Source organism: Arthrobacter sp. YC-RL1, assembly GCF_001454985.1.
In the GTDB taxonomy this organism is placed as follows: domain Bacteria; phylum Actinomycetota; class Actinomycetes; order Actinomycetales; family Micrococcaceae; genus Glutamicibacter; species Glutamicibacter soli.
Genome location: NZ_CP013297.1, coordinates 748,769 through 766,520 on the forward strand (window position 1 = coordinate 748,769; position 17,752 = coordinate 766,520).

Consider the following 17,752-nt stretch of genomic DNA (forward strand, 5'->3'; position numbering starts at 1 on the left):
AAACAGTTTTACGAATGTAACCGTCCTCACGATGATTGAAAGAGTCAGCAGTCAGATCGTGAAAGGGCGAATCCCGTGTCCGAACATCTCTCCCCCCGCGTTGTCACCCTGGGGACCGCCGGCGGACCGCGCTGGTGGACCGGCGAGAACGCCGGACGCCGCTCGGGCATCGCCACCGCGGTGGTCGTCGGCTCCGCGGTATACCTGGTCGACGCAGGAACCGGCGTGGGCAACCAACTGATGAAGGCGGGGTTCACCCCCGGGGACCTGCGCGGCATCTTCCTCACCCACCTGCACTCGGACCACACCATCGACCTGGCGTCGCTGGCGATCTTCGGCCTGTTCACCATGGCCCGCGGCAAGCAGCCGGTGCGGATCATCGGCCCCGGCGACCGCGGCGAGCTTCCACCGGTCTCGCCGCGCGCCGTCGTGGCCCCGCAGCCGCTGTTCCCGGCAAACCCCACCCCCGGCACCGCGTCGATGTTCTCCGCGCTGATGCAGGCCTATGCCACGGACCTGAACGACCGCGTGATCGATGCCCTGCGTCCCTCGCCGCTGGACTACTTCCAGGCCAGTGACATCAAGATCCCTGCCGCCGGGGGATACCACCCGAACCAGAACCCGACCCCGCAGGACTTCGAGCCCTTCGAGATCTACCGGGACGAGCTGGTCACGGTGACCGCCACGCTGGTCGAGCACCCGCCGATCGCTCCGGCTTTCGCCTTCCGCTTCGACACGGCCGAAGGCTCGGTGACCATCTCCGGGGACACCGCGCCCTGCGAGAACCTGGTGCGGCTGGCCCGCGGCACCGACCTGCTGCTGCACGAAGCCATCGACTTCGATTGGGTCGAGCGCGCCTACGGCTCGCTGGGCACCGAGGAGGCCGAGGCCTCCATGGACCACCACCGCCGGTCCCACACCTCGGCGCTGCAGGCGATCGACATCGCCGAACGCGCCGGCGCGGCCACCCTCGCGCTGCACCACCTGGTTCCCGGAACCACCCCGGATTCGGTCTGGCATGCACACGCCGGCCAGTTCTCCGGCAGATTCCTCATCCCCAATGATCTGGACGTCATCTCCTTCGCCCGCAAGACCTCTGAAATGGCAGTAGCATGAGTAACACTGTGAAGCACGAGCAAGACCCGGGCCTGCGAGTTCCCAGCCTTTCGTCGCCTGAAATGCGGCGCATCCTGGCTTCGAGCTTTTTGGGCAGCGCCATCGAATTCTACGATTTCATCTTGTATGCCACCGCGGCGTCGCTGGTGTTCAACAAGATCTTCTTCACCAACCTCACCCCGGGCGTCGCGATCTTCGCCTCCTTCGCCACGCTGGCCGTGGGCTACCTGGCCCGCCCGCTGGGCGGCATCGTGTTCGGCCACTTCGGCGACAAGATCGGCCGCAAGGGCGTGCTGATCACCTCGATGGCCATGATGGGCGGCGCTTCGACCCTCATCGGCCTGCTTCCTCCCACCGCGCAGGTGGGCATGCTCGCCCCCATCGCGCTGATCATCCTTCGTGTGGTGCAAGGCCTGGCGGTCGGCGGCGAATGGGGCGGAGCGATGCTCATGGCCCTGGAGCACGCGCCGAAGGAGCGCCGCGGCTTCGCGGCGAGCTTCGCCAACATGGGCGGCCCGGCCGGCGCGGTCCTGGCCACCCTGGCAGTCTCCGCGGTCTCGCTGCTGCCCAACGAGCAGTTCCTGGCCTGGGGCTGGCGCATTCCGTTCATCCTGAGCATCGCGCTGGTCGGCATCGGCCTGGTCATCCGCCTGAAGGTCACTGAGTCCCCGCTATTCCTGTCCCTGGAGCAGAAGGCCGAGGAGCGCAAGACCCCGATCCGCGAAGTGCTCACCCGCTACCCGAAGTCCGTCGTCCGCGGCACCTTGGTGGGCATGAGCTCCTACACCGTGCAGGGCCTGATGACCGTCTGGGCCATCTCCTTCGTGGTCGACGACCTGGGCATGGACCGCACCAGCGTGCTGAACATCAAGGCGATTGGCGCCGCGCTGACCGTGGTGGGCATCTGGTTCGCCGCCCGCTACTCGGACAAGTACGGCCGCCGCCCGGTCATGATGGTCGGCATCCTGGCCGGTGCGCTGCTGGCCCTGCCGATCATGTTCATGCTGGAACTGGGGCAGCTGTGGATCTTCGCCATTGCCCTGTTCATCGCCAACGGCATTATCCAGGCCAGCATCTTCGGACCCTTCGGCGCATTCACCGCCGAGCTGTTCCCGACCCGCATCCGCTACACCGGAGCCTCGCTGGTCTACCAGCTCTCCTCCACCGTGGGCGCCGGCTTCACCCCGATGATCGTTGCGGGCCTGGTGCTGGTCGCCGGAGGCAACCTGTGGCTGGTCGGCGTGGTCTGGGCCGCGACATTCATCATCGCCGCGCTGGCCATGCGTGGCATGAAGGAAGGCAAGGACTCCGACCTGGAAGCGCAGGACATCTAGGGGCGCGGCGCCCCGTCAAGGGACATCGCCGCCAGCACCCCGAATCAGCCGGGTCGTTCAGGAATTCTCCTGGGCGGCCCGGCTGTCGCGTTCGGCGCCGACCTGTTCGCAGAAATCCAGGAATGCCCGAAGCCGCAGGCTGGGGCGCTTGGTCGCGGTGTAGGCCACGCAGATGTCGCTGTAGCCCACCGGTCCGTCGATCTCCAGCATCGCCAGCGGCAGCCCGTCGTAGCTCACGTTCACCGGCGGGCGCTGCACCAGCACGGTGTAGCCCAGCCCGCGGGCCACCATGCTGCGCACCGCCTCGAAGCTCTGCGAGCTCCAGCGGATCTTCGGATCCAAGCCAGATAAACGCAGGTTCACCAGCTGGTTGTCGCGCACCGTAGGCAGATCCAGGGAGACGAAGTCGTCCTCGGCCAGTTCGGCCAGCTTCACCGAACCGCGCTCGGCGAAGCGATGCGAGGCGGCGACCAGCACGTAGGGGCGCCCGGACATCACCACCCGGTGCTCCACGTCCTCCAGCAGGTGCCGGGTGTGGGTCAGCACGACATCCAGGTGTCCCTGCAGCATGCGTTGCTGCAGCTGCGCGGCATCGCCCTCGATGATCTTCACCTGCAACCCCGGGTTCGGTGCGGTGAACCGCTCGCAGATCACCGGGACCCAGAAGGCGGCCAGCGAGGAATAGCAGCCGATGACCAGCGGGCCGGCGAGCGCCGACTGGCGCTCCATGATCTGGCCTTGGATCTCCTCGGCATGGCGCACCAGCGAGCGGGCATCGTGGAGGAACTCGGTGCCCACCGCGGTGAGCACCACGCCGCGGGCCCGGCTGCGCACCAGCAGCTGGCTGCCGACCACGCGTTCAAGTTCCGCCATGGACTGGCTCATCGCGGCCTGGGAGATGTGGCAGGCCACGGCCGCCGCGGACAGCGAGCCGGCCTCGGCGACCGCGACGAAGTACTGCAGCTGGCGCAGCGTGTAGTTGACCATCTCAGAGCCCCGCCGCCACCAGCACGATGGCGCTGCCGCCCAGGGCGAGCATCGCGCCGGTCATCACCAGCACCGCCACCACGTCCGCGTGGATGCGTTCGTTCTTCACGCCGTGGGCCATCCTCGAATAGCGGCGGCGCTGCGAGAGGTAGATGCCGCCGGCGGCGCAGACCGCGATGCCCACCAGGACCAGCACCCCGGTGCCGTAGTGCGGAGCCCAGCGCAGGAACACGCCGCTGACCACGAGGAATGACACCAGCGTGCGCGCCCAGGCCATGACGGTGCGTTCGGGCTGAAGGCCCGGGTCGGTGACCGGGAAATCCTGTTTCATTCCGCTACTTTCCCACCAGGACCATGGCGAGCGCGGCAATGGCCCCGGCAATCGCGCCCAGGCTGAGCAGCGGCACGATGGCGGGCAGCGGCAGCGGCTTCCCGGTGCGCATGCTGCGTTCGACCCGGACCCAGCGCACGCCGGCGCCCAGGGCGATGAGCATGCCCACCCCGATGACGAAAAACGCCAGCACGGTGCGCACCGGCCCCGGGAACGCCCCGACGGTGAACGCCTCCAGGGCGATGCCTCCGGCCAGGAATGCCAGCGAGGTGCGGATCCAGGCCAGAAAGGTGCGTTCGTTGGCCAGCGTGAACCGCGGATCGGGCTCGCTGCCTTCGGGCAACAGCGCCCGGGCGAGTTTGCTGCGGTCATTCTGGGTCATGGGCATCCTTGCGCGCGGCGGCCTCCGACCGGAAAACGCCGGTGCTGGCCGCGGAAAATCTTCAGATCCGACCCCGTGCCGACACTGGCCGCCGCGGGGTTTACTGCTCTTCCAAGACTACGTCCAAAACCCCTTCGAAATCATGTTTGCGACGGCTTGCCGGGCCGTGGAATTCCGCGGAATTCCCGTGTGTTCGGCGGTGCGCGAAACCGTGGGCGCCAGCCCGCGCCGAGGACCCGAATCGGTGTAGTGTGAGTCACATATGTAGCGGTCGGGCGTCCACACCGATGACGCCTGCTTGAGTCAGGAGCCAAACATGCTCGAACTTACTGAAGACCAGAAAGCGCTCGCGGAAATGGTCCGCGATTTCGCCACCACCCGGATCGCCCCGAATGCACTGGACTGGGATGAGCGCCAGCATTTCCCCGTCGACGTGCTGGCCGAAGCAGGCCAGCTGGGCATGGGCGGAATCTACGCCGGCGAGGAGTTCGGCGGTTCGGCGCTGACCCGCAGCGACGCGATCCTGGTGTTCGAGGAACTGGCCAAGGCCTGCCCGACGATTTCAGCGTACATTTCCATCCACAACATGGTGGTGTGGATGATCGACAGTTTTGGAACCACCGAGCAGCGCGCCCACTGGTTGCCCGAGATGACCACCATGCAGAACCTTGGCTCCTATTGCCTGACCGAACCCGGGATCGGTTCGGACGCCGCGGCGCTGACCACCCGCGCGCGCCGGGACGGGGATGAGTACGTGCTCAGCGGGGTCAAGCAGTTCATTTCAGGAGCCGGCACCTCGGCTCTCTACATCGTCATGGCGCGCACCGAGGACACCGGCTCGCGCGGCATCAGCGCCTTCCTGGTTCCGGGGGACAGCGCAGGGCTGAGCTTCGGCCCGAACGAGAAGAAGATGGGCTGGAAGGCGCAGCCCACCCGGCAGGTCATCATGGACGGCGTGCGCATCCCGGCCGGCAACCTGCTCGGCGCCGAAGGCCAGGGATTCTCCATGGCCATGCAGGCGCTGAACGGCGGACGGCTGAATATCGCTGCCTGTTCGCTGGGCGGCGGGCAGCATGCACTGGAGCAGTCCGCGGCATACCTCAAGGAACGCCAGGCTTTCGGCGGGCCGCTGACCCGCCAGGAGGCGCTGGTCTTCAAGCTGGCCGAGATGGACATGGGGCTGGAAGCCGCCAGGTCGCTGCTGCGCAGGGCCGCCGCCGCGCTGGACGCGAAGGCGCCTGACCGGGTCAGGCTGTGCGCCATGGCCAAGAAGGTCGCCACGGATGCAGGTTTCGAGGCCGCGAACAGCGCCATCCAGCTGCACGGCGGCTACGGCTACCTCAGCGACTACGGTCTGGAGAAGATCGTCCGCGACCTGCGGGTGCACCAGATTCTGGAAGGCACCAACGAGATCATGTCGCTGATCGTGGGCCGCGGCCTGGTCGACAAGTAGCTGCCGGGCGCCCGCGGCTCAGTCGTGCCGCGGGCGCAGCTCGACATCGAGAACCGGGGTGGAGGTATTGGTGTCCTTCCCGGTGGGATGCACCGGGATGATCTCCCGGTCGAAACTCCGCAACGCAGCGATGGACCCCAGCTCCATGGCATCCAGCAAGGTGCGCTGGGTGGGGCGCATCATCTTGATTTCCTTGCGCTCCAGCGCCGCGAACAGCGCTTCGGGATGGATCCAATTGGAGATCGCCGCTTCGGAGGTCTGGTGGCGTGGTTCCTGGTCCTCGCGCAGCACCGCGATGAAGAAGTAGGTATCGAAGCGCTTGGGATAGCCCACCGGGGTGACCCAGTTCGCCCAGGGAAGCAGCTGTTCGGGATCCAGCAGCAGACCGGTTTCCTCGAATACCTCGCGGCGGGCGGCCGCCAGCATTTCCCCGGCGTGGAAGGAGGCCTGCTGCTCACCCTCGTCCCAGACGGTGGAGTGCTTCCAGCGCTGAGCCTGTTCGGCGAGCAGCCGCGCATCGAGGGCTCCGCTGCGCACCAGCTGAGCGTCCTGCGCGTCGACCCGGCCTCCGGGGTAGACGACCATACCCGCGGCAAAGTCCATGGTGCTGACCCGGTGCTGGATGAACACCTCGAACCCGGTGTCCGCTGCGCGTAGCAACAGCACGCTGGCGGCGCGTCGGATGGGAACTTCTACGGCCGGATCTAAAATGGGCTTCGTCGTCATGAACCCCAGTATGTCCTGTATTTGCCGTGCTGAGCCAACGGTATGCACGTTCAGGCGTCATCGAGCCCGGCTATCGCTGCAGGATTCCTTGCCAGTACGCTGCTGCTTGCATAGAGTGTGACGCACGCCGGGGCCTCTGCGTTCCCGGCGTACCTCGGGGCCTCGGTGGCCTGACGTCTGCTGAAAGAAGGAACTCGCGTGAAGGGTCCGCAGCTCTATGTCCTTTTCCCCGGTACGGCGCGGGAAGCCTTGAATTTCTATGCAGGGGTGTTCGGCGGCGAGCTGGCCCTGTACTCCTATGCGGAGTTCAACCGGAGCGACGGGCCGCCCACGGCGATCGCCCATGGAATGCTCAGCGGGAACGTGACGCTGGGTGCGGCCGATGCGGCGCCGGACGAGAACCCGGTGCAGATCCAGGGCGCCATGCTCTCCTTGCTGGGCGCTGCGGAACCACCCGTGCTGCACGGGTGGTTCGAGGCGCTGGCCGAGGGAGGCCGGGTCCTCGACCCGCTGGCCGCCAAGCCCTGGGGCGCCTGCGACGGCCAGGTCCTCGACCGCTTCGGCCTGACATGGCTGATCGGCTACGAACAACCATCCCAGTGAGCGGCGGGACTACTGCGGCGGGAAGGCGAGGGTTCCGAGCACCGAAACAACCGTGATGACTATCGTGGCCAGCAGTCCCAGCAGCAACGACTTGCCGCCGGTTTTCACGATGCTGCGCAGGTGGACTCCGAGCCCCAAAGCGAACATGGCTGACGAGAGCAGCAGGGTCTGCAGCATCTGGCCCGCGTCAAGGGCCCAGACGGGAACAATTCCGCTGCTGCGCAGCAGCATTGCCGCGATGAATCCGAGCACGAACAGCGGCACCAGCGGCGGGTTCTTGCCGCCGGTTACCGCGTGGCGGCGGCGCATGAACATGCCCACGCCGGCGATGATCGGCGCCAGAAGCACCACGCGGGCGAGCTTGACGGTCACCGCCACCTCGAGGGCGGCCGCTCCCACCGACCCGCCGGCCGCCACGACGTGCGCGACCTCGTGGGTCGAGGCGCCCACCAGCATGCCGATGCTGCGCTCATCCATTTGCAGCAGCGCGCCGAGCGCAGGCATGGCAGGGATCATGAGGGTTCCGAAGAGCACCACCAGTCCGACGGCCGTGGCGACTTCGCTCTGCTTGGCCCGCACCACGTTCTCTGCCCCAGCCACCGCGGCCGCGCCGCAGATGGAGAACCCGGCGGCGATCAGCAGCCGTTGCGGCAGATCCATGCCCAGCCGGGAGCCGATCCACAAGGTGGCGAAGAAGGTCACTCCGACGGAGAGGAAAACCACCAGCAGCACCCCGGGGCCCAGCCCCAGGATGGTACCCAGGGACAGCTGCAGACCGAGCAGGACGATGCCCAGGCGCAGCAGCTTTTTGCCGGAGACGGCGATGCCCGGATCCAGGGCCGTGGGAACCGGAACGATGTTTCGCCACAGCGCGCCGAGCACGATGGCCAGCAGCAGTGCGCTGACTCCGTCGAGGAATCGGCTGATGACCATGCACAGGGCCCCGGCCAGTAGGCAGACCGCCAGTCCGGGGAACAGGGTGCGCAGCGTTGCGCGGGTTGATGTCGGGGAAGATGTCTGTGTCTGGTCTGTCGATTGCATGTTTTCAGTCTTCTCCCGTCACGGTTTCGGCGGTATTCGTCCCGTGGCTATTGGAGGCATATGCTTTTGATATGGATCAAGACCCGTCATCACTGAACAGCATTGCGCACTGGATCCAGTTCTCCTCGCTTTCCCTGCTGGTCGGCATCGCCGACCACGGCAGCCTCAGCGCCGGAGCCCGGGCAGCCGGCATCGCCCAGCCGAATGCCTCGCGCGCCTTGAAAACCCTCGAACGCCGGCTCGGATACCAGCTGGTGGATCGCAAGACCACGGGGTCGACTCTGACTCCGGAAGGCGTGCTCACCGTTCAGTGGGCGCGCGAAGTGCTCGAATGCCTGCAGACCTTCGCCGCCGGCGCGCGGTCCCTGGCAGACCCGGGCCAGAGCGAGCTGGGTTTCGGGGCCAGCATGACCGTGGCGGAGTACCTGGCGCCCAGCTGGATCGGGGCGCTGCACCGCAAGATGCCGTTGGTGAAGCCGAGGATGCGGATCATGAACTCGCAGGACGTGATCCAGTCGGTCCGGGAGGGCGAGCTGGAATTCGGTTTCGTCGAGACGCCGCACATCCCCATGGGGCTCAGAAGTCAGCAGGTCTACAGCGATGAAATGCTGATCGTCACCGCGCCGGACCACCCGTGGGCGCAACGAGGCGGCGCACTGACCCTGCACGAGCTGCAGAACACCGCGTTGATTGAGCGAGAGGCGGGTTCCGGGACCCGGGCCTTCCTCGACTACATTTCCCATGCCGACCGCCCCAAGCCGCTGGCCGAGTTCAACAGCAACGCCACCATCTGCCAATGCGCGGCCGCCGGCATGGGCCCGGCGGTGCTCAGCCAGCTGGCCGTGGAAAGCCAGCTGAAGCTCGGGACGCTGGTGGAGATCCCCTTCGACGGCCCGGCGCTGGTCCGCGAGCTGCGGGCGATCTGGTCGGTGGACCACGTCCCCGGCGCCGCCGAGCAGGCGCTGCTGGAAATCGCCGCGGAATCCGCGTCCTAACCCTCCAAGAGGGAGGCTGACCTCGGATAACCTCGGCCGCAGCCGCTGTTCGATGGAAGCAAGCCCGTGCAGTGACGGGCGCATGCTGCGGGGTCCGCTGTGCAACAATGCACGCTTGGTGTGCGCAATCGGCCCCTCGAACAAGACTGGTAAACCTTTCAAAGCAGTGTGAGCTGCGACATACTCGGGTGCTACGGGACGGGTCCAATGGGGGACCTGCGGCATCGGAAGGATTGGCAGTGGCATCGGAAATTTCTGATAAAACCGAACGCAAGGGGCTGCGACGGGTCGTCGCGGCATCGATGGCGGGCACTATCGTCGAGTGGTACGAATTCTTCCTCTACGCGACCGCGGCCACCTTGGTGTTCAACAAGGTCTTCTTCCCCGACTCGGGCAACGACCTGGACAACATCATCAAGGCATTCCTCACCTATGCGGTGGGATTCATCGCCCGGCCGATCGGCGGCATCGTCTTCGGCCACTTCGGCGACAAGTACGGTCGCAAGCACCTGCTCCAGGTGGCCATCATCCTGGTCGGCGTGACCACGTTCCTCATGGGCTGCCTGCCCACCTACGACATGATCGGCTACGCGGCCCCGATCCTGTTGATCGTCCTGCGCTTCCTGCAGGGCTTCGCCGTCGGCGGCGAGTGGGGCGGCGCCGTGCTCCTGGTGGCCGAGCACGCGCCCAACCGCGAGCGAGGATTCTGGGCTTCTTGGCCGCAGGCAGCGGTGCCGATCGGCAACCTGCTGGCGACCATTGTGCTGCTGGTGCTGTCCTTCACCCTCAGCGACGAGGCATTCCTCGCATGGGGCTGGCGCGTGGGTTTCTGGCTCTCTGTAGTGATCGTGGGCGTTGGCTACTACATCCGCACGAAGGTCTCCGACGCGCCGATCTTCCACGAGGCCAAGGCCGAAATGGAAGCCAATGCCGCGGCAGGCTACGGCGTGGCCGAAGTGTTCAAGCGCTACCCACGCGGGGTGTTCACCGCCATGGGCCTGCGCTTCGCGGAAAACATCCTCTATTACATGGTGGTGACCTTCTCCATCACCTACATGAGCGTGCAGCTGGACATGCAGACCTCCAACATCCTCACCCTGATGCTGCTGGCCCACGTCTTCCACGCCATCGTGGTTCCGCTGGTTGGACGCTTCACCGATACCCTGGGCCGCCGCCCGGTCTACGCCGCCGGCGCCGGATTGATGATCGTTTGGGCTGTGGTCGCCTTCCCGATGTTCAACACCCGCAACGACGCGATCATCCTGCTGGCCATCGTTGCAGGACTCGCAGTGCATGCGCTGATGTACGCGGGGCAGCCGGCGATCATGGCTGAGATGTTCCCGACCCGCATGCGCTACTCCGGGGTGTCGCTCGGCTACCAGGTCACCTCCATCGTCGCCGGGTCGATGGCTCCGATCATCGCGGCGGCCCTGCTGCGGGCGTCCGGAAGCTGGGTGCCGGTAGCCGGATACATCGTCTTCGCCGCGCTAGTGACGCTGGTTGCCGTCTACTTCCTTCGTGAATCCAAGGGAGTGGACCTCGGCGACATCGACGAGCAGGACCGCATCAGCAACGGCCTGTCCACCGAGGTGCTGGACTCCGAAAGCAAGCTGACGCGCTAGCTGTCAGGCCGCTACTGCCAGAGTGCCGCATCCCGCACCGGGGAGCGGCACTCTGGCAGTTAAACGGCACCGGCCCGGCTGTGGTGTCCCTTCAGGAATTGGCCGCGGAGGACACCGGGGCGAAGGGCGCCAAATGCCAGTCCCCGCGCTCGGCGGCCTCGTGCAGCGCCGTGGCGGTCAGCTGCACCGCCGGATTGCGCAGCGCTTCCTCACGCCCGACCAGCCAGTATTCCGATTCGTAGGTGAACTGGTCGTGGAGCACCGGAACCAGTGCCTCGTAGTGCCGGCTGAGGAATGTCGGCAGCAGGCCGATGCCGCCATGGCCCATGGTCGCCGAGTACTGCACTGCGATGCTGTTGGACGAGATGGCTCGGCGCATGGGCGGCAGCCCGCTGGTGGCATCGTCGAGCTTGTCCACCGTCAGCGCGGTGTCGATGTAGTAGTTCAGCGCATGCTCGCGCAGGTCTTCCAGTTTCCCGGGGGTCCCATGCAGGTCCAGGTACCTTTTAGTGGCGTAGAGCCGCAGCTCGTATTTCAGCAGCAGATGGGAGACCGCGCGTCGCACCTGGGGCTGGCCGATGACGATTTCCAGGTCCATGCCGGTGCGGCCCTGGCGTGCCCGCGTGGTTTCCGAGACCAGGTCGAACAGTAGCTGCGGGTGGATCTCGTGCAGCTTCGCGAGGGTCGGCGCGGCCAGATGGGCGCTGAAGGCGTCCGGTGCGGCGACGCGCACGTGGCCGGTCACCTGTCCAGGCTCGTCAGCGGAGCCGATGGCGGCGACGGCCCGTTCGATGGCCTCGGCCGAGGCCATGGCGCGCCGCCCGAGGTCGGTCAGTTCCCACCCCTGCGCCGAGCGGGTCAGCAGCCGTCCGCCCATGGCCTGCTCCAGCGAGGCGATGCGCCGGGAAATCGTGGAGTGGTTCACCCCGAGCACGTTGGCGGCCGCCGTGTACCTGCCCAGCCGGGCGACGGTCAGGAAGGCGATCAGGGACTCGAGATGGTGGTAATCGATGGGACGCTGCATGCTCCCAGTGTGCGCCAGCGCACAGCGGTGTTGCAATTTTCTCGGGTCTTTGTGCATTGAGGAAGTGATGTGGCGCACCTACGCTGGCCATATCCGGGATTACCCGAAGTATCAAGCACCTGTCGGCGCGTGGAAGGAACAGCACAATGAGCGTATATGCATGGATCGGACTGGGGAACATGGGTGGACCCATGTCGGCGAACCTGGTCGCCGCCGGGCACGAGGTGCGCGGCGTCGACCTGAACGAGCAGGCCCGCGCCGCGGCGGCGGGAGCCGGTGTGCTCCTCGTCGATTCCGTGGCCAAGGCACTGGAGGGGGCGGATGCGGTGATCACCATGCTGCCCAAGGGCCAGCACGTCCGCGCGGTTTACGAGGGCCCCGAAGGCATCTGGGCCCATGCCGCCGACTCGATGATGCTGCTTGACTGTTCCACCGTGGACATCGAGACCTCCCGCTACATCCACGAGCAATCCGCGGCCCGCGGCCTGAAGTTCGTCGACGCCCCGGTTTCCGGAGGCATCTCGGGAGCGGCGGCCGGATCTCTGGCCATCATGCTGGGCGGGGCGCCGGAACTCATGGAACGGGCCAGCGAACTGGTGGCGCCGATATCAGCGCGAGCCATCGTCGCCGGCGGCCCGTCCATGGGCATCGCGGCGAAGATCTGCAACAACATGATGCTGTTCATCGACCTCATGGCCAGCGCCGAGGGATCGCAGCTGGCCGAGAAGCTGGGGCTCGATCCGCAAGTGTTCTGGGAGATCGTGTCGGTATCCTCAGGCCGTTCGTGGGCGCAGCAGACCTGGTACCCGGTTCCCGGCATCGTCGAGACCGCCGCGGCGAACAACAACTTTGACGCGACCTTCCGCGTGGACCTGGCGCGCAAGGACGTAGGGCTGGCGCTGGATGCGGGAACCACGTCAGGCATCTCGCTTCCCGCCGCGGAACTGGTCAGCAAGCACTTCGACGAGCTGATCTCCGAAGGACTGGAAGACAAGGACTGCTCGCTGATCGTTAAGAACCTGGTGCCCGGCGGGCAGGTGCGCGGCTACGGAGCGGCAGAGCATGCAAGCCGGTGACACCCGGCGCACCGTGCGCCGGGCGGTAGTCACCGGCGGCGCGGGAGGCATCGGGCTGGCCTGCGCCCGCGAGCTCTCCGCCCAGGGAGTCCGCGTCGTGGTGGCGGACCTGGACGAGCAGGCGGCGCGGAATGCGGCGGCCGAGGTCGGAGGGGAAGCCTGGGTGGTGGACCTGTCCGACACCTCGGGGCTGGAGGAGCTGTCCCTCGATGCCGACATCCTGGTCAACAATGCCGGGGTGCAGCGGGTGGGACCGATCCATGAATACCAACCCGATCATTGGCGCCTGATCCACCGATTGATGCTCGAAGCGCCGTTCCTGCTGATCCGCGCGGCGCTGCCGGGGATGTATGAGCGGGGGTTTGGGCGCATCATCAACATCTCCTCCGCCCATGGCCTGCGCGCCAGCGCGTTCAAGAGCGCCTACGTGTCGGCCAAGCACGGACTGGAGGGCCTGTCGAAGGCGACCGCGCTGGAAGGAGCGGAGCGCGGGGTGACGAGCAACTGCATCAATCCCGGATATGTGCGCACCCCGCTGGTCGAAGCGCAGATCGCCGACCAGGCGAGGGCCCACGGCATCGACGAATCCGAAGTGATGGAAAAGATCATGCTGACCGAGATGGCGGTCAAGCGGCTCATCGAGCCGGAGGAAGTCGCTTCGCTGGCCGGTTGGCTTGCGGGGGACAGTGCTGCGATGGCCACCGGAGCCAGCTACGCCATCGACGGAGGCTGGACGGCGCAATAGCCATTGAACCCGCCGCGGCAAACAGCGGGCAGGTGCCGGGAATGGACTTCCCGGCGCCTGCCCGCTGTCGTTTCTCGGCCGTATTCATGCCTTTGCTACGTGGTGCCCCAGCTGGCTGGTCGGCACGCGGTAGGTTTCGCGGGCGGTCAGCGCGGAGATCGAGGCGATCAGGGCGATGGCCGCGGTGAACAGGCTGATCTGCACCCAGCCGCCGGGCTGCAGTCCGCCCAGGGCGGCGACGATGGACGGGGCGAAGCCAGCCATCAGGAAGCCCAGCTGGGTGCCGATGGCCAGGCCGGAGAAGCGCACCTGGGAGGAGAACATCTCCGCGTAGAAGCTCGGCCATACGGCGTTGGCCGCCGCGTAGGCGCAGGAGAAGACCAGCAGCGAGAGCCCGAACTGCAGCAGCGTGTTGCTGGTTTCCATGGATCGCAGGTAGAAGGGCATGACCGCGGCGGAAGCCAGCGCGCCGTAGATGAAGACCGGTTTGCGGCCGATCTTGTCGGCCAGCATGCCGAAGAGCGGTTGGGTGAGCAGCGCTCCGATATTGCCTGCCACGACCAGCCACAGGGTGATGGACTCGTCCATGTTGCCAATGGTCTTGCCGTAGGAGATGGCCAGGGTTCCATACACGGTGGACACCGCGGCGATGAACGCGCACAGCACCACGCGCAGCACGTCCTTCCAATGGAAGCGCAGCAGCACCGCCAGCGGCAGCTTGGCGATCTCGTTGTTCTTCTTGGCCTTCTCGAATTCAGGGGTCTCATGCAGCGAGCGGCGGATGAAGAAGGTGACCACAACAACCACGGCGGACAGCCAAAACGGGATGCGCCAGCCGATGCCGAACTTGATCTCGTCCGGCAGTGCCACTACCGGAATGAAGATCAAGGCCGCCAGGATCTGGCCGCCCTGGGTGCCGGTCAGGGTCCAGGAGGTGAAGAAGCTGCGCCGGTGATCCGGGGCGTGCTCCAGGGACATGGAGGAGGCTCCGGCCTGCTCGCCGGCGGCGGACAGGCCCTGCATCAGGCGGGCGACCACCAGCAGGATCGGGGCCAGCCAGCCGACCTGGTCGAAGGTGGGCAGGCAGCCGATGGCGAAGGTCGAGGCTCCCATGAGCACCAGGGTGAACATCAAGACCTTCTGGCGTCCGATCCGGTCGCCGAAGTGGCCCAGGATGATCGCGCCGATGGGGCGGGCGATGTAGGCGAAGCCGAAGGTCGCCAGGGACATGACCGCGGCGTTGGTGTCGGCGTCGGGGAAGAAGATGTGCGGGAAGATCAGGGCTGCGGCGGAGCCGAAGATGAAGAAGTCGTAGTATTCGACGGCGCTGCCCATGAAGCTGGCCAGCGCGGCCTTGACCGGCGTGCGCTGCCCGGCTCCGTTGTCTTCAGATGCCGACGGCTTCGGTGTCGTGGTCATCGGGTTACTCCCTAGATGATGGCGATGTTCTGGCCTCATTCCTACAAATGTTCGCTATGCGACCACTTGTTCGGAATGTGTTCATTGGTTTAGAGTAGATGCAAATCACAGACGAAGCAATACCTGTTGCATCGATGACTGAATGCGAGGACCTGCGATGAGTACAACTGCCGAATCCTATTTGGTGGGCTTGATCGGCGACGGGGTGATGCCGTCGCTGACTCCCGGAATGCACGAGCGGGAGGCTGATGCGCAGGGCCTGCGCTACCTGTACCGTCCCATCGACCTCACCGTGCTGGAGCGCCCGGGCAGCGATGTGGGCGCTCTATTAAAGGCCGGTGAGCAGCTCGGATTCAATGCCTTCAACATCACCCATCCGTGCAAGCAGCTGGTCCTGGAGCACCTTGATGAGATCTCCCAGAACGCGCGGGACATCGGCGCGGTGAATACGGTGGTCATCCGCGACGGGAAGTTCCACGGCTACAACACCGACGCCTCAGGATTCGGCCGCGGCTTCGCCGAAGGGCTGCCCGGAGCCAACCAGCAACAGGTCCTGCAGCTGGGAGCCGGCGGCGCCGGATCCGCCGTGGCCTACGCGCTGCTGGCGTCCGGAACCGAGCAGCTGTTCCTGGTGGACCCGGACGCGCAGCGCGCTGGGCAGCGGGCCGCGGAATTGAACCGGCTTTTCCCTGAAGCCACGGTCACCGCGGCGTCCCCTGACCAGGTTCCCGAGCTGCTGCCTGCGGCGGACGGGCTGCTGAACGCCACCCCGATCGGCATGCACCACCACCCGGGCCTGCCGCTGGATTTGGCCGGGCTCGAATCCCGCCACTGGGTAGCCGACTGCATCTACCGCCCGGTCGACACCGAACTGATCCTCGCAGCCCGCGACCGCGGCTGCCGGGTGCTTGACGGCGGGCACATGGCGGTGGGCCAGGCCGTGGACTCCTTCGAGATCTTCACCGGCATCAAGCCCGATGCCGCGCGCATGCGCGCACACCTGCTGGAAATGCTGGAGGCGGGCCTGTAATGCGCACCTCCATTGCCACCGTGTGCCTCTCGGGCACGCTGGAAGAGAAGATGCTCGCCTGCGCCAAGGCCGGATTCGACGGCATCGAGATCTTCGAGCAGGACCTTCTGGTCAGCCCGATGTCCCCGGAGGAGGTCCGGGCGCTGGCCGCGCGACTGGGGCTCACCTTGGACCTGTTCCAGCCCTTCCGCGACTTCGAAGGCGTCGAGCCGCAGCTGCTGCAGGCGAATCTGCACCGGGCGGAGGCGAAGTTCAAGCTCATGACGCGCCTGGGCATGGACATGATGCTGCTGTGCTCCAATGTCGGCACCGCCACGATCAACGACGACGAGCTGTTCGTCTCCCAGATCCGCCAGCTCGCGGACCTGGCCGCCGGATACGGGATCCGCATCGCCTACGAGGCGCTGGCCTGGGGCACATACGTGAACACCTACCAGCACTCCTGGGAGATCGCCCGCCAGGTGGACCGCGAGAACGTGGGCATCTGCCTGGACAGCTTCCACATCCTCTCGCGCGGGGACGACCCCGAGGCGATCGCGCAGATCCCGGGGGAGAAGATCTTCTTCGTGCAGCTGGCCGACGCCCCGGTGCTGTCCATGGACATCCTGTCCTGGTCGCGGCACTACCGGGTGTTCCCGGGGCAGGGCGGATTCAAGCTGGACGAGTTCCTCGGCGCCATCGCCCGCTCGGGCTATGCCGGCATCATTTCGCTGGAAATCTTCAACGACGTCTTCCGCCAGTCGAATGTCGAGCGCACCGCGGTGGACGGGCTGCGCTCGCTGAACCTGCTGCAGTCCCAAACCGCCGCGCTGCTCGATGCGCAGGGCATCGGCTCCGCTCTTGCACTGCAGGCGCTGCCCGGCGGGCAGAAGGCCAACGGTTTCGACTTCACCGAAATCCGCACCGAGGACCCCGAACCGGTGGCCCGGCTGCTGGCCCAGCTGGGCTTCGAATTCCGCGGCCAGCACCGGCGCAAGCCGGTGCAGCTGTTCAGCGCCGGCGGGGCGCGGATCATCATCAACTCGCAACGCAGCCGCGGGGTCACCGCCGCGGTGTCAGGCTTCGGGGTGCAGGTCCCGGACCCCGCCGCGGCCGGCGAGCGCGCCGTGCAGCTGCTGGCCCGCCCGGTCCCGCGCCAGCACCTGCGCAACGAGGCGGACCTGCCCGGCTTCAACGCCCCGGACAACACCGAGGTCTTCTTCGGAGCCACCGGGGACGCCGGGGGCTGGGAAGCCGAATTCGGGGTCCACGAGTCCGGAGCCGCGGCGGAGCACCCCGCGCTGATCCAGTGCATCGACCACCTGAACCTCGCCCAGCCCTGGCAGTCATTCGACGAATCCGTGCTGTTCTACACCAGCGTGCTGAATCTCCAGGCGCTGCCCGGCACCGAGGTTCCCAGCCCCATGGGGCTGGTCCGCTCGCAGGTGCTGGCCACCGGGGACCATGCGGTCAGGTTGGCGCTGAACATCGTTCCGCACGGGCTGGAAGAGGCCATCGACCGGAACCACGAGTACCCCGAGCACATCGCGGTGCGCACTGGGGACATCATCACCCTGGCCCGCAACGCGGTGGCCGACGGCATGGAATTCCTGCACATCCCGGCCAACTACTACGAGGACCTCGCCGCGCGCTTCGACCTGGGGCCGAAGCTGCTCCAGACTTTGCAGGAGCTGAACCTGCTGTACGACCGGGACGAGCACGGGGAGTTCCTGCATTTCTACACCGAGACCATTGGAAACATGTTCTTTGAAGTAGTTGAGCGCCGCGATGGTTACGATGGGTACGGGGCGCCCAATGCCCCAATCCGGCTGGCCGCGCAATTCGAGCGCAACCGCTGGAGCAGACACTAGCCACGGGGAGAATCGACT

At 66.4% G+C, this 17,752-nt stretch carries 17 protein-coding genes; 10 read left to right on the forward strand and 7 right to left on the reverse strand.

Going from position 1 to position 17,752, the window contains the following annotated elements; translation table 11 throughout:
• Window positions 1-75 precede the first annotated feature (75 nt).
• Together ATC04_RS03455 and ATC04_RS03460 are read left to right on the forward strand one after the other, a co-directional pair.
• The gene (locus tag ATC04_RS03455) at window positions 76-1,116 is read left to right on the forward strand and encodes an MBL fold metallo-hydrolase (RefSeq protein ID WP_047120118.1); all 1,041 of its coding nucleotides are present in this window, start codon (window positions 76-78) and stop codon (window positions 1,114-1,116) included.
• Window positions 1,113-2,450, forward strand: a complete 1,338-nt coding sequence (locus ATC04_RS03460) for an MFS transporter (protein WP_047120117.1) — start codon at window positions 1,113-1,115, stop codon at window positions 2,448-2,450. The genes ATC04_RS03455 and ATC04_RS03460 overlap by 4 nt, the downstream gene beginning before the upstream one ends.
• Window positions 2,451-2,507: 57 nt before the next feature.
• Here ATC04_RS03460 and ATC04_RS03465 read toward each other — a convergent pair whose 3' ends face one another.
• Genes ATC04_RS03465 through ATC04_RS03475 form a run of 3 tightly spaced genes read right to left on the reverse strand, consistent with a single transcriptional unit; the run spans window position 2,508 to window position 4,150 of the window.
• The gene (locus tag ATC04_RS03465) at window positions 2,508-3,437 is read right to left on the reverse strand and encodes a LysR substrate-binding domain-containing protein (RefSeq protein ID WP_047120116.1); all 930 of its coding nucleotides are present in this window, start codon (window positions 3,435-3,437) and stop codon (window positions 2,508-2,510) included.
• Between the two features lies 1 nt (window position 3,438).
• A complete protein-coding gene (locus ATC04_RS03470; protein ID WP_047120115.1) occupies window positions 3,439-3,768 on the reverse strand; it encodes a DUF202 domain-containing protein in 330 nt (109 codons plus the stop codon).
• Between the two features lie 4 nt (window positions 3,769-3,772).
• Window positions 3,773-4,150 carry a DUF202 domain-containing protein gene (locus tag ATC04_RS03475; RefSeq protein WP_047120114.1) on the reverse strand — a complete coding sequence of 126 codons (378 nt, stop codon included), beginning with the start codon at window positions 4,148-4,150 and terminating at the stop codon, window positions 3,773-3,775.
• 316 nt (window positions 4,151-4,466) lie between these two features.
• On the opposite strand from ATC04_RS03475, the gene ATC04_RS03480 reads away from it, so the two are divergent.
• A complete protein-coding gene (locus ATC04_RS03480; RefSeq protein WP_047120113.1) occupies window positions 4,467-5,603 on the forward strand; it encodes an acyl-CoA dehydrogenase family protein in 1,137 nt (378 codons plus the stop codon).
• Window positions 5,604-5,621: 18 nt separating this feature from the next.
• Here ATC04_RS03480 and ATC04_RS03485 read toward each other — a convergent pair whose 3' ends face one another.
• Window positions 5,622-6,329, reverse strand: a complete 708-nt coding sequence (locus ATC04_RS03485; protein ID WP_047120112.1) for an NUDIX domain-containing protein — start codon at window positions 6,327-6,329, stop codon at window positions 5,622-5,624.
• 198 nt (window positions 6,330-6,527) lie between these two features.
• Between ATC04_RS03485 and ATC04_RS03490 the strand changes: the two genes are divergently transcribed.
• Complete coding sequence (locus ATC04_RS03490) at window positions 6,528-6,932, forward strand: VOC family protein (RefSeq protein WP_047120111.1); 405 nt, start codon at window positions 6,528-6,530, stop codon at window positions 6,930-6,932.
• A 9-nt stretch (window positions 6,933-6,941) separates the two neighbouring features.
• Here ATC04_RS03490 and ATC04_RS03495 read toward each other — a convergent pair whose 3' ends face one another.
• On the reverse strand, window positions 6,942-7,973 hold the full coding sequence (locus ATC04_RS03495; protein WP_047120110.1) for a putative sulfate exporter family transporter: 1,032 nt from the start codon (window positions 7,971-7,973) through the stop codon (window positions 6,942-6,944).
• A 71-nt stretch (window positions 7,974-8,044) separates the two neighbouring features.
• On the opposite strand from ATC04_RS03495, the gene ATC04_RS03500 reads away from it, so the two are divergent.
• Together ATC04_RS03500 and ATC04_RS03505 are read left to right on the forward strand one after the other, a co-directional pair.
• Entirely contained in the window at window positions 8,045-8,968 is a 924-nt protein-coding gene (locus tag ATC04_RS03500; protein ID WP_047120109.1) for a LysR substrate-binding domain-containing protein, read from the forward strand.
• 239 nt (window positions 8,969-9,207) lie between these two features.
• The gene (locus tag ATC04_RS03505; RefSeq protein WP_047120108.1) at window positions 9,208-10,590 is read left to right on the forward strand and encodes an MFS transporter; all 1,383 of its coding nucleotides are present in this window, start codon (window positions 9,208-9,210) and stop codon (window positions 10,588-10,590) included.
• A gap of 91 nt (window positions 10,591-10,681) precedes the next feature.
• Here the strand turns inward: ATC04_RS03505 and ATC04_RS03510 are convergent, their stop codons facing one another.
• Window positions 10,682-11,614, reverse strand: a complete 933-nt coding sequence (locus tag ATC04_RS03510) for a LysR family transcriptional regulator (RefSeq protein WP_047120107.1) — start codon at window positions 11,612-11,614, stop codon at window positions 10,682-10,684.
• Window positions 11,615-11,760: 146 nt separating this feature from the next.
• On the opposite strand from ATC04_RS03510, the gene mmsB reads away from it, so the two are divergent.
• Both mmsB and ATC04_RS03520 read left to right on the forward strand, forming a co-directional pair.
• A complete protein-coding gene (gene mmsB / locus ATC04_RS03515) occupies window positions 11,761-12,690 on the forward strand; it encodes a 3-hydroxyisobutyrate dehydrogenase (protein WP_047120106.1) in 930 nt (309 codons plus the stop codon).
• A complete protein-coding gene (locus tag ATC04_RS03520) occupies window positions 12,677-13,435 on the forward strand; it encodes a 3-hydroxybutyrate dehydrogenase (RefSeq protein ID WP_047120105.1) in 759 nt (252 codons plus the stop codon). The genes mmsB and ATC04_RS03520 overlap by 14 nt, the downstream gene beginning before the upstream one ends.
• 84 nt (window positions 13,436-13,519) lie before the next feature.
• Here the strand turns inward: ATC04_RS03520 and ATC04_RS03525 are convergent, their stop codons facing one another.
• Entirely contained in the window at window positions 13,520-14,854 is a 1,335-nt protein-coding gene (locus tag ATC04_RS03525) for an MFS transporter (protein ID WP_047120104.1), read from the reverse strand.
• Window positions 14,855-15,011: 157 nt separating this feature from the next.
• Between ATC04_RS03525 and ATC04_RS03530 the strand changes: the two genes are divergently transcribed.
• Entirely contained in the window at window positions 15,012-15,884 is an 873-nt protein-coding gene (locus ATC04_RS03530; protein ID WP_047120103.1) for a shikimate dehydrogenase, read from the forward strand.
• Complete coding sequence (locus ATC04_RS03535; protein WP_047120102.1) at window positions 15,884-17,734, forward strand: sugar phosphate isomerase/epimerase and 4-hydroxyphenylpyruvate domain-containing protein; 1,851 nt, start codon at window positions 15,884-15,886, stop codon at window positions 17,732-17,734. Before ATC04_RS03530 ends, ATC04_RS03535 begins: the two co-directional genes overlap by 1 nt.
• The last annotated feature ends 18 nt before the right edge of the window (window positions 17,735-17,752 follow it).

What these genes read in the sequence shown, in the direction of transcription:
- ATC04_RS03460 (WP_047120117.1), top strand. Translation starts at nt 1,113, where the DNA reads ATGAGTAACACTGTGAAGCACGAGCAAGACCCGGGCCTGCGAGTTCCC.
- ATC04_RS03465 (WP_047120116.1), bottom strand. Translation starts at nt 3,437, where the DNA reads ATGGTCAACTACACGCTGCGCCAGCTGCAGTACTTCGTCGCGGTCGCC.
- ATC04_RS03470 (WP_047120115.1), bottom strand. Translation starts at nt 3,768, where the DNA reads ATGAAACAGGATTTCCCGGTCACCGACCCGGGCCTTCAGCCCGAACGC.
- ATC04_RS03475 (WP_047120114.1), bottom strand. Translation starts at nt 4,150, where the DNA reads ATGACCCAGAATGACCGCAGCAAACTCGCCCGGGCGCTGTTGCCCGAA.
- ATC04_RS03480 (WP_047120113.1), top strand. Translation starts at nt 4,467, where the DNA reads ATGCTCGAACTTACTGAAGACCAGAAAGCGCTCGCGGAAATGGTCCGC.
- ATC04_RS03485 (WP_047120112.1), bottom strand. Translation starts at nt 6,329, where the DNA reads ATGACGACGAAGCCCATTTTAGATCCGGCCGTAGAAGTTCCCATCCGA.
- ATC04_RS03495 (WP_047120110.1), bottom strand. Translation starts at nt 7,973, where the DNA reads ATGCAATCGACAGACCAGACACAGACATCTTCCCCGACATCAACCCGC.
- ATC04_RS03500 (WP_047120109.1), top strand. Translation starts at nt 8,045, where the DNA reads ATGGATCAAGACCCGTCATCACTGAACAGCATTGCGCACTGGATCCAG.
- ATC04_RS03510 (WP_047120107.1), bottom strand. Translation starts at nt 11,614, where the DNA reads ATGCAGCGTCCCATCGATTACCACCATCTCGAGTCCCTGATCGCCTTC.
- mmsB (WP_047120106.1), top strand. Translation starts at nt 11,761, where the DNA reads ATGAGCGTATATGCATGGATCGGACTGGGGAACATGGGTGGACCCATG.
- ATC04_RS03520 (WP_047120105.1), top strand. Translation starts at nt 12,677, where the DNA reads ATGCAAGCCGGTGACACCCGGCGCACCGTGCGCCGGGCGGTAGTCACC.
- ATC04_RS03525 (WP_047120104.1), bottom strand. Translation starts at nt 14,854, where the DNA reads ATGACCACGACACCGAAGCCGTCGGCATCTGAAGACAACGGAGCCGGG.
- ATC04_RS03530 (WP_047120103.1), top strand. Translation starts at nt 15,012, where the DNA reads ATGAGTACAACTGCCGAATCCTATTTGGTGGGCTTGATCGGCGACGGG.
- ATC04_RS03535 (WP_047120102.1), top strand. Translation starts at nt 15,884, where the DNA reads ATGCGCACCTCCATTGCCACCGTGTGCCTCTCGGGCACGCTGGAAGAG.